At 68.2% G+C, this 13,593-nt stretch carries 12 protein-coding genes; 7 read left to right on the top strand and 5 right to left on the bottom strand.

Features of this window, described 5'->3' with window-relative positions; genetic code table 11:
* The first annotated feature begins 134 nt into the window (after positions 1 to 134).
* The 4 genes from VHU88_22870 (at position 135) to VHU88_22855 (ending at position 4,246) form a co-directional block, all read left to right on the top strand.
* Positions 135 to 683, top strand: coding sequence for a heme-copper oxidase subunit III (locus VHU88_22870; GenBank protein HEX3614547.1), 549 nt, complete (start codon positions 135 to 137; stop codon positions 681 to 683).
* Between the two features lie 50 nt (positions 684 to 733).
* Positions 734 to 1,528 (top strand): cytochrome c, encoded by a 795-nt coding sequence (locus VHU88_22865; protein ID HEX3614546.1) that lies wholly within the window; start codon positions 734 to 736, stop codon positions 1,526 to 1,528.
* Entirely contained in the window at positions 1,525 to 2,547 is a 1,023-nt protein-coding gene (locus VHU88_22860; GenBank protein HEX3614545.1) for a Rieske 2Fe-2S domain-containing protein, read from the top strand. Before VHU88_22865 ends, VHU88_22860 begins: the two co-directional genes overlap by 4 nt.
* Before the next feature lie 82 nt (positions 2,548 to 2,629).
* Positions 2,630 to 4,246 (top strand): ubiquinol-cytochrome c reductase cytochrome b subunit, encoded by a 1,617-nt coding sequence (locus VHU88_22855; GenBank protein HEX3614544.1) that lies wholly within the window; start codon positions 2,630 to 2,632, stop codon positions 4,244 to 4,246.
* A 198-nt stretch (positions 4,247 to 4,444) separates the two neighbouring features.
* Here the strand turns inward: VHU88_22855 and VHU88_22850 are convergent, their stop codons facing one another.
* From VHU88_22850 to coxB, 4 genes are all read right to left on the bottom strand, one after another.
* On the bottom strand, positions 4,445 to 5,851 hold the full coding sequence (locus VHU88_22850; protein ID HEX3614543.1) for an Ig-like domain-containing protein: 1,407 nt from the start codon (positions 5,849 to 5,851) through the stop codon (positions 4,445 to 4,447).
* A 198-nt stretch (positions 5,852 to 6,049) separates the two neighbouring features.
* The gene (locus tag VHU88_22845; GenBank protein ID HEX3614542.1) at positions 6,050 to 6,445 is read right to left on the bottom strand and encodes a cytochrome c oxidase subunit 4; all 396 of its coding nucleotides are present in this window, start codon (positions 6,443 to 6,445) and stop codon (positions 6,050 to 6,052) included.
* 4 nt (positions 6,446 to 6,449) lie between these two features.
* Positions 6,450 to 8,189, bottom strand: coding sequence for a cytochrome c oxidase subunit I (gene ctaD / locus VHU88_22840; protein ID HEX3614541.1), 1,740 nt, complete (start codon positions 8,187 to 8,189; stop codon positions 6,450 to 6,452).
* Positions 8,186 to 8,989: a cytochrome c oxidase subunit II gene (gene coxB / locus VHU88_22835; GenBank protein HEX3614540.1), complete on the bottom strand. Its 804-nt coding sequence runs from the start codon at positions 8,987 to 8,989 to the stop codon at positions 8,186 to 8,188. Before coxB ends, ctaD begins: the two co-directional genes overlap by 4 nt.
* Before the next feature lie 293 nt (positions 8,990 to 9,282).
* Between coxB and VHU88_22830 the strand changes: the two genes are divergently transcribed.
* Genes VHU88_22830 through VHU88_22820 form a run of 3 tightly spaced genes read left to right on the top strand, consistent with a single transcriptional unit; the run spans position 9,283 to position 11,988 of the window.
* On the top strand, positions 9,283 to 10,608 hold the full coding sequence (locus VHU88_22830) for a serpin family protein (GenBank protein HEX3614539.1): 1,326 nt from the start codon (positions 9,283 to 9,285) through the stop codon (positions 10,606 to 10,608).
* A 4-nt stretch (positions 10,609 to 10,612) separates the two neighbouring features.
* A complete protein-coding gene (locus tag VHU88_22825) occupies positions 10,613 to 11,758 on the top strand; it encodes an aminotransferase class V-fold PLP-dependent enzyme (GenBank protein HEX3614538.1) in 1,146 nt (381 codons plus the stop codon).
* A complete protein-coding gene (locus VHU88_22820) occupies positions 11,755 to 11,988 on the top strand; it encodes a sulfurtransferase TusA family protein (GenBank protein HEX3614537.1) in 234 nt (77 codons plus the stop codon). Before VHU88_22825 ends, VHU88_22820 begins: the two co-directional genes overlap by 4 nt.
* A 3-nt stretch (positions 11,989 to 11,991) precedes the next feature.
* Here the strand turns inward: VHU88_22820 and VHU88_22815 are convergent, their stop codons facing one another.
* Positions 11,992 to 13,503 (bottom strand): DUF2079 domain-containing protein, encoded by a 1,512-nt coding sequence (locus VHU88_22815; protein ID HEX3614536.1) that lies wholly within the window; start codon positions 13,501 to 13,503, stop codon positions 11,992 to 11,994.
* Positions 13,504 to 13,593: the final 90 nt, after the last annotated feature.

Raw genomic sequence — 13,593 nt, 5'->3', positions numbered from 1 at the left:
CCGACACACATTGTCCCGGACACGGGCAACCCGGTCACGAATGACAACCGGCGGGGCGCAATAATGCGGCCGTGGCGACCGCAACCGCATCTCTCGAGACTCCGCCGGCACACGGCGCAGTCAACCGCCCGAACATGGTCAGTGTCGGGACGATCGTCTGGCTCTCCAGCGAACTGATGTTCTTCGCGGCTCTGTTCGCGATGTACTTCACGATCCGCTCCGTCACCGGGACAACGAACTGGCCGCCGGCTGACGTGCACCTGAACCTGCCGTTCGCCTCGGTCAACACATTCGTGCTGGTCTCCAGCTCCTTCACCTGCCAGGCCGGTGTGTTCGCGGCCGAGCGCGGCGACGTCGAGAAGCTGCGGATGTGGTTCGTGATCACGTTCCTGATGGGCGCGTTCTTCGTTGCCGGTCAGGCCACGGAGTACACCCAGCTGACCAACGAGGGCGTGACGATGACCTCGTCGGCCTACGGCTCGATCTTCTACCTGGCCACCGGTTTCCACGGCCTCCACGTGACGATGGGACTGTTCGCCTTCCTGGTCGTGCTCGGTCGAACGTTCGCAGCGCGCCGCTTCACCCACGAACAGGCCACCACGGCGATCGTGGTCTCGTACTACTGGCACTTCGTCGACGTCGTCTGGATCGCCTTGTTCGGCGCGATCTACCTCCTGCAGTAGGCAGTGTTGGTCAGCTGCCCGCCCCGCTCATTCGCCAGATCGGAACGAACTTGAAAGTCATCGGTCGGCTCTCCACCCGGCGCCGCCACCCGTTGGCCGCATTCGTCGTGGTGCTGCTCGCCCTGGGAATGGTCGGTGCGCTGTACGCCACCTTCGCGCCGTCCGGTTCGGCCGAAGCAGCGTCCGGTCCCAAGTCCTTGGCGATCCAAGAAGGCAAGGGCCTGTTCATCACCAGCTGCTCGACCTGCCACGGTCTCAACGCCGAGGGCAGCAGCGACGGCCCGCCGTTGATCGGTGTCGGCGCCGCTGCCGTCGACTTCCAGGTGGGCACGGGCCGGATGCCCGCGCAGTCGAAGGAAGCGCAGGAGCCGCGCAAGCAGGTGTTCTTCAACTCCGACGAGGCCTCGGCGCTGGCCGCCTACGTCGGGTCGCTGGCCCCGGGACCGGCGATCCCCACCTCCGACCAGTACGCCACCGACGGCGACCTGCAGGAGGGCGGGCAGATCTTCCGCACCAACTGCGCCTCCTGCCACAACTTCGCCGGTGACGGCGGGGCACTGACCTACGGCAAGTACGCCGTCGGCCTGCAGGCGACCACGCCGAAACACATGTACGAGGCCATGCTCACCGGCCCGCAGGCGATGCCGATCTTCAACGACGGCGCGCTGACCCCGGCTCAGAAGAAAGACGTCGTCACCTACCTGGCCCGGATGCAGAAGCAGCCGGACCCGGGCGGCAACGCGCTCGGTCGACTCGGTCCGGTGACCGAAGGTCTGCTGCTGTGGACCATCGTGCTCGGGGCGCTGATCGGCGTGGCGGTGTGGTTGGGAGCCAAGGCCAAATGAACGAGCACACCGACGACGGCCACGGCGCCGAGTTGGCACACCTGGTCGACGACCCGTTCGCCGACCCGGGCCTGCACCACGGCGAGCCGCGCCGCACCGATGTCGACGAGCGCGCCGCCAAGCGCGCGGAGCGACAGGTCGCCGCGCTCTTCGGACTGAGCACGGTGGCCACCGTCGCCTTCGTCGTCTGCTTCGTCGCGATCGACCCGCACACGGTGCTGCGCGTGCTGGGACTCGGCAAGGTCAGCGCGATGAACTTCGCGCTGGGCATCACGCTGGCGATCTCCATGCTGGGCATCGGTTTCGGGCAGATCCACTGGGCCCGCAAGCTGATGAACTCCGAGGAGATGGTCCAGGAGCGGCACCCGATGAAGTCCTCGGCGGCCGACACCGCCGAGGTGTTGGAAATGGCCAAGGCCGGTGCCGCGGACTCCGCACTGCCCCGCCGCAAGCTCATCTGGATGTCGTTGGCCGGCGCGATGGCCGCCTTCCCGGTGACCCTGATCATTCCGCTGCGCGACCTCGGTCCGCTGCCCAAGAAGACGCTGCTCTCCACGGTCTGGGCCGACCCGAAGCGGCGTCAGCTCGTCCAGGCCAACAGCGGTGCCCGCGTCCGGCCGGAGGACATGGAAGCCGGATCGTTGATGTCGATCCACCCCGGCGGCGGTGAGATCACCCAGGAGGAACTCGCCAAGGCCGCCGTGATGATCATCCGGATGCGGCCCGAGGAGGTCCTCAACCAGGCCGAGGCCAACAAGGGCTACCAGGGCATCATGGCCTTCTCCAAGATCTGTAGCCACGCCGGTTGCCCGCTGGGCCTCTACGAGCACAGCACGCACCACATGCTCTGCCCGTGCCACCAGTCCACCTTCGACCTCGCCAAGGGCGGGAAGGTGATCTTCGGGCCTGCCGCGCGCAACCTGCCGCAGTTGGCCATCACGGTCGACAAGGACGGCTACCTGGTCGCCGAGCGCGACTTCGACGAGCCCGTCGGCCCGAGCTTCTGGGAGCGGTCATGAGGGAGCGCAGCGAGCGAACCAATAAGCACAGCGTCCTCGTGCCTCATCGGTCGAGCGAGCGAGGAACGAGCGAGGTCGACCGATGAGTAGTCCGGCGGCGAAGATCGGTGGCGGGGTCGCCACCTACCTCGACGAGCGCATCGGGTCCAACGCCGGTGCCAAGAGGAACCTGCGCAAGGTGTTCCCCGAGCACTGGTCGTTCATGCTCGGCGAGATCGCGCTCTACAGCTTCATCATCTGCCTGCTGTCCGGCACGTACCTGACGCTGTTCTTCCAGCCCAGCATGAACGAGGTCGCCTACCACGGCTCCTACGTGCCGTTGCAGGGCATCTCGATGTCCCAGGCCTACGAGTCGACAATTCGCATCTCGTTCGACGTCCGCGGTGGCCTGCTGATGCGGCAGATCCACCACTGGGCCGCACTGATCTTCGTCGCGGCGATCGTGGTGCACCTGTTCCGGATCTTCTTCACCGGCGCGTTCCGCAAGCCGCGGGAACTCAACTGGTTGATCGGCAACGGCCTTCTTACCCTCGCCCTGCTGGAAGGATTCGCCGGCTACTCACTGCCCGACGACCTGCTCTCCGGCACGGGTCTGCGGATCTTCATGGCCGTGATCGCCTCGGTCCCCGTGGTCGGCACCTACCTGAGCTTCTTCATGCTCGGCGGCGAGTTCCCCGGGCAGGACGTCATTCCACGCCTGTTCGTCGCCCACGTCCTCCTCGTCCCCGGCATCATCCTGCTGCTGATCACGATGCACCTGATGCTGGTCGTCGTGCAGAAGCACACCCAGTTCCCCGGACCGGGCCGCACCAACGAGAACGTCGTCGGGTTCCCGCTCATGCCGGTCTACATGGCCAAGGCGGGCGGCTTCTTCTTCGTCGTGTTCGGCCTCTGCGCCCTGCTCGGCGGCATCGCCCAGATCAACCCGATCTGGTTGTACGGCCCCTACTATCCGGACCAGATATCCGCCGGCTCACAACCGGACTGGTACATCGGGTTCCTCGAGGGCTCGCTACGTGCGATGCCGAACCTGGAGACCCACCTCTGGGGCCACACGGTCATGTGGAACATCTTGGTCCCGGCAGTGATCCTGCCCGGGATCATGATGACCCTGTTGGCGGTCTATCCGTTCATCGAGGCGTTCGTCACCAGTGACAAGCGGGAGCATCACCTGCTCGACCGGCCCCGCGACAACCCGGTCCGCACGGCGCTGGGCGCGATGTCGATCGCGTTCTACGGCTTGCTGTGGATGAACGGCGGCAACGACCTCATCGCCTACGCCTTCCACACCGAGATCAGCTACGTCACCAGGTTCACGCAGGTCGCGTTGATCGTCGTGCCACCGATTGTGTTCAAGGTGACCAAACGCGCTTGCCTGGGCCTGCAGCGCAAGGATCTCGCCCGGGTCCTGCACGGCCGGGAGACGGGCATCATCAAGCGCCTGCCCAACGGCGAGTTCATCGAGATCCACGAGCCGATCAGCGCCGAGCAGCGGTTCAAGCTGATGGCCCGGCTCGACCACCCGGCGATCGATGCCGGCCCGGCCACCGACGCCGACGGCATCCCGGCCCCGGCCGCGGGCGTCAACAAGGTCCGCGCCCGGCTCTCGCGCTTCTGGTACGCCGACCGGCTGCCGAAGCCGAGCGCCGAGGAGTACGCGGAGCTCACCAGCGGCCACGGGGACCACGGCCACCACTGAGCCAGACCCGAAGAAGGGGCGGCGTCCACCTGGACGCCGCCCCTTCTCGCAAGTTGTGCTGGGTCCGGGGGCTTCGCCGGGCGCCTCCGGAGCCCCACCGTTTGACGTCGTCGACGTTTACAGCAGCGTGTCGGCCGTTATTTCGGCTGACAAGCTGCCGTAACGGTCGACGACGTTTCCGGGTGGAGGCCTCGTGCCTCAGCGGGACAGCGAGGTCTTGCGGGCCGGCTCGGGCGTGGCCGTCGGTGTCGGGGTGTCCGTGGCTGCCGGTTGCGGCGCCGACGAGGGCCCGCCGACGCTGCTCGGGGCAACCGGCGCGTCCGGCGACTGCGGGGACGTGAGACTGCCGGGATCGCCGCCGGTGGGGCTGTCCGGACCCGCAGCCTCGTGCGGCAGGGCGCTGCCGGAGAGCCAGTCGCTCCAGGACAGGTTCCAGTCGCCGTAGCCGTTGCGCAGCTCCATCTTGCGCGGCGAGCCGTTCACCTTGATGATGTCGCCGACCATCGAGTGCTCGTAGTACCACTTCGCGTCGGACGTGCTCATTCCCACGCAGCCGTGGCTGACGTTGGCGCGGCCGTGGTTGTTGCCCTGCCACGGCGCGGCGTGCAGGAACTCGCCGCTCCAGGTCATTCGCACGGCGTACTTCACCTTCAGGTCGAAGTAGTCCGGCGAGGTCTTCGGGATGCCGATCGAGGTGCCGACCATGTGCTTCTCGCGCTCCATGCCGAGCACGACCTTGATGCCGCCGCGGGTCAGGTAGTGCTTCTTGCCGGTGCTGACCTTGACCGTGCGGATCAGCTTGCCGTCGCGGATGACCTGCAGCTGGTGGGTCTTCACGTCGACCACGGTGATCTGGGAGCGGCCGACGGTGAAGGCGATCGTGCGGTTTGCGTCGCCGTAGCGGCCGCCGCCGACGGCGAGATCCTTCAGGTCGGTGTGCAGCACGACCTTGGTGTTGGCCGGCCAGTACTGCTCGGGTCGGTAGTGAATGACGTCGTCGCTGATCCAGTGCCAGGCGCCGACCACCGGTTTGGAGGTATCCACCCGCAGGTGGCTCTCGACCGCTGCCCGGTCGACGATCGGGTGGGAGAACTGGACGGCGATCGGCTGGCCGACGCCCACCGTCATCCCGGCCAGCGGACTGACCCAGGCCTGGACGACGTTGTTGTCCTTGATCGTGGCGAACGAGGACTTGTTGACGAACGGGTGGCCGCGGTCGTCGGCGCCGCTCACCTCGAACGTGTACTGCTTGCCGGCGGTCAGCGGCCCGGTGGCGTGCCAGGAGACGCCGTCGGCGGCGAGCGTGCCGGGCACCTCGCGACCGGTCAGGTCGTGCAGCGCGGCGCTGACGATCTTCCCGCGGGCCACGGACAGCGCTGGGGTGAAGTCGGTCGGCACGGTGGCGGTGCCGGCGGCCGGGGTGGTCGTCAGGACCGCGGAGACCGGCTTGGGGGACGCTTCACCGGCAATGACGCCGGAGGCCTGCGGGGCGGTCGAGGTCGTCGCCCCGCAGGCGCTCAGCGCGACAACCGCACAGCTTCCCAGGACAGCACCTCGCAGGACCCGCCGCGGGCGCTGATGACGCCCCCCGCCGCTCGCCTGCATATCTCACCCTGACCAGTCCGGGCGCTTTGAGGACGCCGATCGCACACGCCACGCATTCGGTGGCCCTTCGGTGCCGCACCGCAAATACGTGCGCAGCCGTTCGGGCCAAAGCTTACGTTCCGAATTCGGATCGGGGGGCGGGTCGGATTTGTTACCAACCCCACCGATTGCGCTGTCTCTGGCGTGTCTTGACCGAAATCAGTGAGCGTGCTCGCCGCGGTAGTACTCGAAGCAGAATCCGAAGGCGGACAGCGCGAAGGCGGGCACCGCCAGGATGAACATCCACCAGCCGATGACGATGCCCAGGAAGCCCATCGCACCGCTCGCGGCCAGCGCCAACGGCCACCAGCTGTACGGGCTGTAGAAGCCCTGCTCGCCGGCGCCGTCCTCGATCAGGGCGTTGCGGTCGTCCTCGGGGCGCGCGTCGATGCGGCGAGCGGTGAACAGGAGGTAGAAGGCGACCAGCGAGCACAGGCCGAAGGTCATGACCAGTGCTGCCGTGCCCGTCGGGTCCTGCGAGTAGTGCCAGTAGATCGGGATGACCGGAGCGACGAAGATGCCCATCCCGGCGAAGACGTTTCCTTCGACCTTCACTTTGTTAGTGCCTCTCGCCCTCGGGCCCGGAGACGTCCGGCTCGCCGTAGATCTCCTCCAGCAGCGTGGCGCCCTGGCCACTGTGGTGTGTGTGCGAGCCGACCAGCTCGGGGTGGTGCAGGTCGAACGCCGGGCTTTCGGAGCGGATGCGCGGCATCGACAGGAAGTTGTGCCGCGGCGCCGGGCAGCTCGTCGCCCACTCCAGGGAACGGCCCCAGCCCCACGGGTCGTCCACGGTGACCCGCGGAGCCCGCCTGGTGGTGATGACTACGTTGAGCAGGAACGGGATCGTGGACAGGCCGAGAACGAAGGCCCCGATCGACGAGATCGTGTTCAGCGTCGTGTAGCCGTCGCTGGCCAGGTAGTCCGCATACCGGCGGGCCATGCCCTCGGCGCCGAGCCAGTGCTGCACCAGGAACGTGGTGTGGAAGCCGAAGAACAGCATCCAGAAGTGGATCTTGCCCAAACGCTCGTCGAGCATCTTGCCGGTCATCTTCGGCCACCAGAAGTAGAACCCGGCGAACATCGCGAAAACGACCGTCCCGAACACCACGTAGTGGAAGTGCGCCACCACGAAGTACGAGTCGGACAGCGGGAAGTCCAGCGGCGGCGCGGCCAGGATGATCCCGGTCAGGCCGCCGAACAGGAACGTGACGAGGAAGCCGATGGCCCAAAGCATCGGGGTGTCGAACGTGAGCGCCCCGCGCCAGATCGTGCCGACCCAGTTGAAGAACTTCACCCCCGTGGGCACCGCGATCAGGAATGTCATGAACGCGAAGAAGGGCAGCAACACTCCGCCTGTCACGTACATGTGGTGCGCCCAGACGCTCACCGAAAGCGCCGCGATCGACAGCGTCGCGAAAACCAGACCCTTGTAGCCGAAGATCGGCTTGCGGCTGAACACCGGCAGGATCTCGGTGATGATGCCGAAGAACGGCAGGGCGATGATGTAGACCTCGGGATGCCCGAAGAACCAGAACAGGTGTTGCCAGAGCAAGGCGCCGCCGTTCGACGCATCGAAGACGTGGGTCCCGATCTTGCGATCGGCCTCGAGCACCAGCAGCGCACCGGCCAGGACCGGGAAGGCGATCAGCACCAGGATCGAGGTCACCAGCACGTTCCAGGTGAAGATCGGCATCCGGAACATGGTCATGCCCGGCGCCCGCATGCACACGATCGTGGTGACGAAGTTGACGCCACCGAGGATCGTCCCGAAGCCAGCCAATGCCAGGCCCATGATCCACAGATCCGCGCCGACGTTCGGCGAGTGCACCGCGTCGGTCAGCGGGGTGTAGGCGAACCACCCGAAGTCGGCCGGGCCGCCCGGGGTGATGAAGCCCAGCATCAGGATCGTCCCGCCGAACAGGAACAGCCAGTAGCTGAACATGTTCAGCCGCGGGAAAGCCACGTCCGGTGAGCCGATCTGCAGCGGCATGATCACGTTCGTGAAGCCGACGAACAGGGGCGTCGCGAACAGCAGCAGCATGATCGTGCCGTGCATCGTGAACAGCTGGTTGAACTGGTCCTCCGTCACGAACTGCAGGCCCGGCCGGGCCAGCTCCGCCCGCATGATCATGGCCATCAGGCCGGCGATCATGAAGAACACGAACGAGGTGACCAGGTACAGGTAACCGATCTTCTTGTGATCGGTGGTGGTCACCCACTCGATGATTGCCGCGCCCAACGTGCGCTTGCGCTCACGTGGGATAGCCGCAACCCGCAGGGTTTGGTCCGCGGTGGTCACTTGGTTCTCTCCTCCGGCGGCGGGGGGATCGACGGGTCCCCGAGGGTGTAGGCGCGCTCGCGGTCCGCGGCACTGTTGACCACGCCCTGCCACAGGTTGCCAGTCTGCCCGGCGGCTCGCAGTGCGGCCTCGTGCGCCTGGTAGTCAGCCTGCGAGACGACGTGGACCGAGAACAGCATCCGGGAGTGGTAGGTCCCGCACAGCTCGGCGCACTTGCCCTCGTAGACGCCGATCTTGTTCGGCGTCAGCTGGAAGGTGTTCTCCTTGCCCGGGAACACATCCATCTTGAACAGGAAGGCCGGGATCCAGAACGAATGGATCACGTCGGGCGAGGTGAGAACGAACCGAACCGTCTCGTTGACCGGCAGCCACAGTTGCGGCAGTTGGGCCGGAGTGCCGACGTCGTAGGCCTGGTCGGTGACGTAGTTGAAGGTCCAGCTCCACTGCCGACCGACGACGTTGACCGTCTCGTCCGGCTTCTTCTTCAGGTCCAGGATGTTCGACTCGTCGCGGGCGGTGAAGAAGAACAGGACCGCGACGATGATGAACGGGATGACGGTGTAGAGGACTTCGATCGGCAGGTTGTACCGGCTCTGGATCGGGATGTGGTCCTCGGACTTCTTCCGGTGGAACACGCAGGCCCACAGGATCAGACCCCAGACCACGCCGCCGACGATCAGCGCGGCGAGCCAGGAGCCCTCCCACATGAGCATGATCTGCGGCGACTCCTTGGTCGCGGGGTTGGGGAACGCCAGGTTCGGCAGATGGGTCGTGTCGCATCCGGTGCAGGTGAGCAGCACGAATGCCAACGCGGCGCCGATGCCAAAGGCCCGGCGGGGGCTGCGGGGCCGCCTGTGCGGCGGCGGACCGAAGGGACGCAACGCGGGCCTTTCCGATCAAGACCGAGCAAATCGGCGCAGCGGACCAAGGGCACCAAAAACCCCGGATCTTGCGCGCGCAGCCTACTCCGGGTGCGGTTGTGACCTGCGCGCAGGTCCGTTCATGTCGCGCGGGGTCGGGTGAACGAAACTAGGCACGGCTGCGTCCTTGAGGCACCTGCGCGACACCACGGCAAGCAGAACTGGAGTGGCCCATGAGACGGATCGGACGCTGGATCGCCGGCGGCCTGGCCGCGACGCTGCTCGGCGGGTGTGGTTCGGCGGCCGAGACCGCGAGCCCGGTCACCGCCGGCCCCGCTCCGACCGCCGAGGAACCGGGCGCCCTGGCGGTGGCGGCCCAACGGTTGCCGGCCGCCGGCGGGGCACCGGTTTCGGCGACGGTCGCCGGGCTGGACGCCTTCGCGGCCCGCTTCGCCGAGGCGGCGCAGGCGCCGGGGCAGAACCTGGTGTTCTCGCCGCTGAGCATTGCCGAGGCGTTCGCGATGCTCGACGTGGGCGCGGCCGGCAACACCGCGAAGCAGATCGAGACGACTCTCGGCCTGCCGACCGGTTTTGCGACCGCGTTCAACGCCCTGACCAGCCAGTTGGTCACCGGTGACATCGCCCCGCCGACGTCGACCCCGACTCCGACTCCGACTCCGACGGGCGACACCGAACCGCAACGGCCAGTGTTGACCGTGACGAACGGCCTGTTCGCCAAGTCCGGCTACGCCTATCAGCCGGCGTTCCTGCGGACGCTGGTCGAACAGTTCGGCAGCCACGTGCAGACCCTGGACTTCAGCAATCCGCAGGCCGCGGCCGCCGCCATCAACCAATGGGCCGCCCAGCACACCGCGGGACGGATCACGAAGGTGTTCGACCAGCTCGACCCGGCGACCCGACTGGTCCTGGCGAACGCGGTCTACCTGAAGGCGAGTTGGACCAAAGCATTCGACGACGCCGGCAGCCAGAACTTCCAAGTTGCCGGGAATCCGGTCCAGCTGCCGATGATCAGCAAGTCCTCGAACTTCGGGTACGCGACCGGATCGGGCTGGCAGGCCGTGACGCTGCCGTACTTCGGCGGGAGCCTGGCGATGCGGGTGATTCGGCCCACAGGCACCAACAACCCGGGCGACCTGCTGAAGCCCGCGGTTCTGGCCGCGGCCGGCGTGACGAAGCCCACTGCGGTGAACGTCACGATGCCGCAGTGGCAGTTCGACAGCGCCCCGGATCTGAAAGCCCTGATGGAGAAGTTGGGCGTGACCGACTGTTTCGACCCGGCCCGGGCCAACCTGAGCGGCGTCTCGACGGAAGGTCTCTACGTCGACCAGGCGATCCATCGGGCGACGATCTCCGTGGACCGCTACGGCACCGAAGCCGCGGCGGTGACCGCCCTCTCGGTCGTGCCTCTGTCGGGGGTCGTCTCGCCCACGCCCCCGGTGAACTTCACCGTCGACCGGCCGTTCTTGTTCGAGATCGTGGACACCAAGACCTCGGCGCCGCTGTTCCTGGGGACGGTCGCGGACCCGCGGGCACACTAGGGAGGTGACCTCGCCCGACGGCTACCTGGACGCGGCCTCGACCGAGCCGCTGCACCCGGCGGCCCGGGAGGCCTGGTTGGCCGCGGTCGAGGCGGGGTGGGCGGACCCGGCGCGGTTGTACCGCGACGGCCGCCGGGCCCGGATGCGGCTGGACGCGGCCCGGGAGATCGTCGCGGAGGTCATCGGCGCCACCCCCGGCGAGGTCAGCTTCACCGCCTCCGGCAGCGCCGCGCTCCAACTCGGCATGCTCGGCGTCCTGCGCGGCCGGGCCCGGGTCGGCAACCGACTGGTCGTCTCGCGGGTCGAGCACTCCGCGGTCCTGCACACCGCGGCCCGGCACGCGGCGGACGGCGGCGAGGTCGAACTGGTCGACGTCGAGGCGAGCGGACGGGTCGAGGCGGCGGCGTTCGTCCGCGCGCTGCACCCCAGCACAGCGCTGGCCTGCCTCCAGAGCGCGAACCATGAGGTCGGCACGGTCCAACCGGTGGACGCGGTGGCCACCGCCGCGATCGCCAACGAGGTGCCGCTGCTGGTCGACGCCGCGCAGACGCTGGGTCGGCTGCCGGTGCCGTTCGGCTGGGCGGTGCTCTGTGCCAGCGCGCACAAGTGGGGCGGGCCGCCCGGCGTCGGGGTGCTCGCGCTGCGCCGCTCGGCCCGCTGGCGGTCGCCGGCGCCGGAGACCGAGCGGGAGTCCGGGCGGGTGGCCGGTTTCGAGAACGTCCCGGGGATCTGCGCCGCCGCGGCGGCGTTGGCTGCGGTGGCGGGCGAGGCGGAGGCCGAGAACGCCCGCCTGCGTCGGTTGACCGACCGCATCCGGGCGGCCGCGGCCGCGCTCCCGGACGTGGTCGTGCACGGCGACCCGGACCACAGCCTGCCGAACCTGCTCACGTTCTCCTGCCTCTACGTCGACGGTGAGGCGTTGCTCACGGAACTGGATCGCGCCGGCTACGCGGTCAACTCGGGTTCCTCGTGCACCGCGCAGACGCTGCGCCCCAGCCACGTCCTGGAGGCGATGGGGGTGCTGTCCCACGGGAACGTGCGGGTCTCGCTGCCCCGCGGCGTCACCGAGGCGACCGTCGACGGTTTCCTCGCTGTGCTGCCCGGCGTGCTGGAGCGGCTGCGGGCGCTGGCCGGGGTCCACGGGCTGTGACCGTCGCGTTGACTCTCGACGTGCTGGGCCGCCGCTGCCCGGCACCGATCATCGAACTCGCGAAGCACATCGGCGATGTGTCGATCGGCGAACTCGTCTGCGTGCTGGCCGACGACCCGGCCGCGGCCCTGGACATCCCGGCCTGGTGCGGGATGCGCCGGCAGGACTGGGTGGGGCCGTGCGCCGGACCCGACGGCGCCCCGGGTTACCTGGTGCGCCGGGCACGCTGAGGCTCAGGAACTGGGCTGCGGAGGCGGCGGGAACTGCCGGGTGTCGTTCGTCGAACGGTGCAGCAGGACGTAGTTGCCCTGTTTGAACACCTGGACGTAGCCGAGGTGCAGCGCGACGTTCTCCATCCGCCGCTGGTCGTCGAGGGAGTCGAACGGCCAGTTCAACGGATCGGCGTCCTCGAGCGCGAGGTACTCCGGATTCGGTCGCGAGGGCGCCCAACCGAAGACCGTCACCTGATCGCGGGATGTCAGCTGCGGCACCAGGCGGTTGGAGGCGGCCACCCACACCCCGGGAGGCACCTGGGCGAGCATGGCGCGGGCGTCGGTGACCCGGGACTCGTGCCGCCACGTGTCCGGCTCGACCACCGACCAAAGTGGGTGTGCCGGCACGAGCGCCAGCGTGACACCCGCGGACAGGGCCAAGGCCTCCCGCGTCCGCGTCGCGGCCTGTGCCGGGGACCAACGCCGCATGGTGTCGATGAGGGCGCCGAACACGATCGGCATCAGCGCCGCGTTGTAGTGGAACTGGGTGCCCCAGTACGGCCAATTGCTCGAGCCGAATCGCCACAGCAGCGTCGGCACCACCAGCAGGGTCAGCCGCGACCGCAGCGCCAGCAACGCGGTCGGCGCCACGAGCATGAGCATCGTGACGACCTTGTCCTGGGGCTGGAACAGCCCGACCGTGTAGGCGCGCACGAACGGCCAGAGCAAGTGCGGCGAGGTCGCGTGGTGGGCGACCCGCCAGGCGGCGAAGGTGTGGCCCGGCACGAAGTGCGGGATGATCACCAGCATCTCGACGGCGCTGGCCGCGATCCCGACAGCGGCGGTGGCCAGCCCCAGGCGCCGTCGGCCGGCCCAGGCCACCAGCCCGCCAAGAACCGCGACAGTGACGCCGAGATCCTCCTTCACCAGCAGCATCGGCAGCGCCCAGGCGACTGCCGCGCCGTACCGCTGGTCGATCAGGGCCACCACGCTGCACGCCGTCAGCGGCACCGCGAACGCGACCTCGTGGAAGTCGAACCCGACGGTCTCGGCGATCCCCCACGACAGTCCGTAGCCGGCCGCGACCACGACCGCGGCACGCCTGCTGAGCAACCGCTGCGCGCAGCTCGCCAGCGGGACCACGGCCACCGCCAACAATGCGGCCTGGACCACCAGCAGCGTGATCGGCGTCGGGAACAGCCGGTAGAACGGGCCGATCAATGCCAGCACCGGGGAGAAATGGTCGCCGAGCTGATTCATCCCCGGGCCCTCGAGCTCGACGATCGGCCACCCGAGGTGCGCCCAGCCGCGTACCGCCTGCTCGTTGAGCCCGAGGTCGAAACCGCTGCTGAGGATCCGCTGGTGCAGCCGGATCGAGACCGTCGCGTAGAGCGCGAACAGGGCCACCGCGGTCGCCCAGATCCAGGCGATGTCGGAGCGGGCCGGAACGCTCACCGGGATGCGGAACCGACCGGTCGGGCGGGATGCGGGCAGGCCGTCGGGGCCACGCTTGGTACGCAGATCCGTCGCCACCGCCGACAACCTCCCTCCAGCGCATTCAACCGCATGCCTTCCCCCACCGGGGCTGCCGGACGCGCCGATTCGCGCGTGCCGCGCACGACG

This window comes from Sporichthyaceae bacterium, assembly GCA_036269075.1.
Classification (GTDB): domain Bacteria; phylum Actinomycetota; class Actinomycetes; order Sporichthyales; family Sporichthyaceae; genus DASQPJ01.
Note: the sequence above shows the minus strand (reverse complement) of the source record. Positions and strands in the feature narration are given on the sequence as shown.

Bases quoted from the DNA above. Each gene is read 5' to 3' on its own strand.
- VHU88_22870 (HEX3614547.1), top strand. From the start codon at position 135: ATGGTCAGTGTCGGGACGATCGTCTGGCTCTCCAGCGAACTGATGTTC.
- VHU88_22860 (HEX3614545.1), top strand. From the start codon at position 1,525: ATGAACGAGCACACCGACGACGGCCACGGCGCCGAGTTGGCACACCTG.
- VHU88_22855 (HEX3614544.1), top strand. From the start codon at position 2,630: ATGAGTAGTCCGGCGGCGAAGATCGGTGGCGGGGTCGCCACCTACCTC.
- VHU88_22850 (HEX3614543.1), bottom strand. From the start codon at position 5,851: ATGCAGGCGAGCGGCGGGGGGCGTCATCAGCGCCCGCGGCGGGTCCTG.
- VHU88_22830 (HEX3614539.1), top strand. From the start codon at position 9,283: ATGAGACGGATCGGACGCTGGATCGCCGGCGGCCTGGCCGCGACGCTG.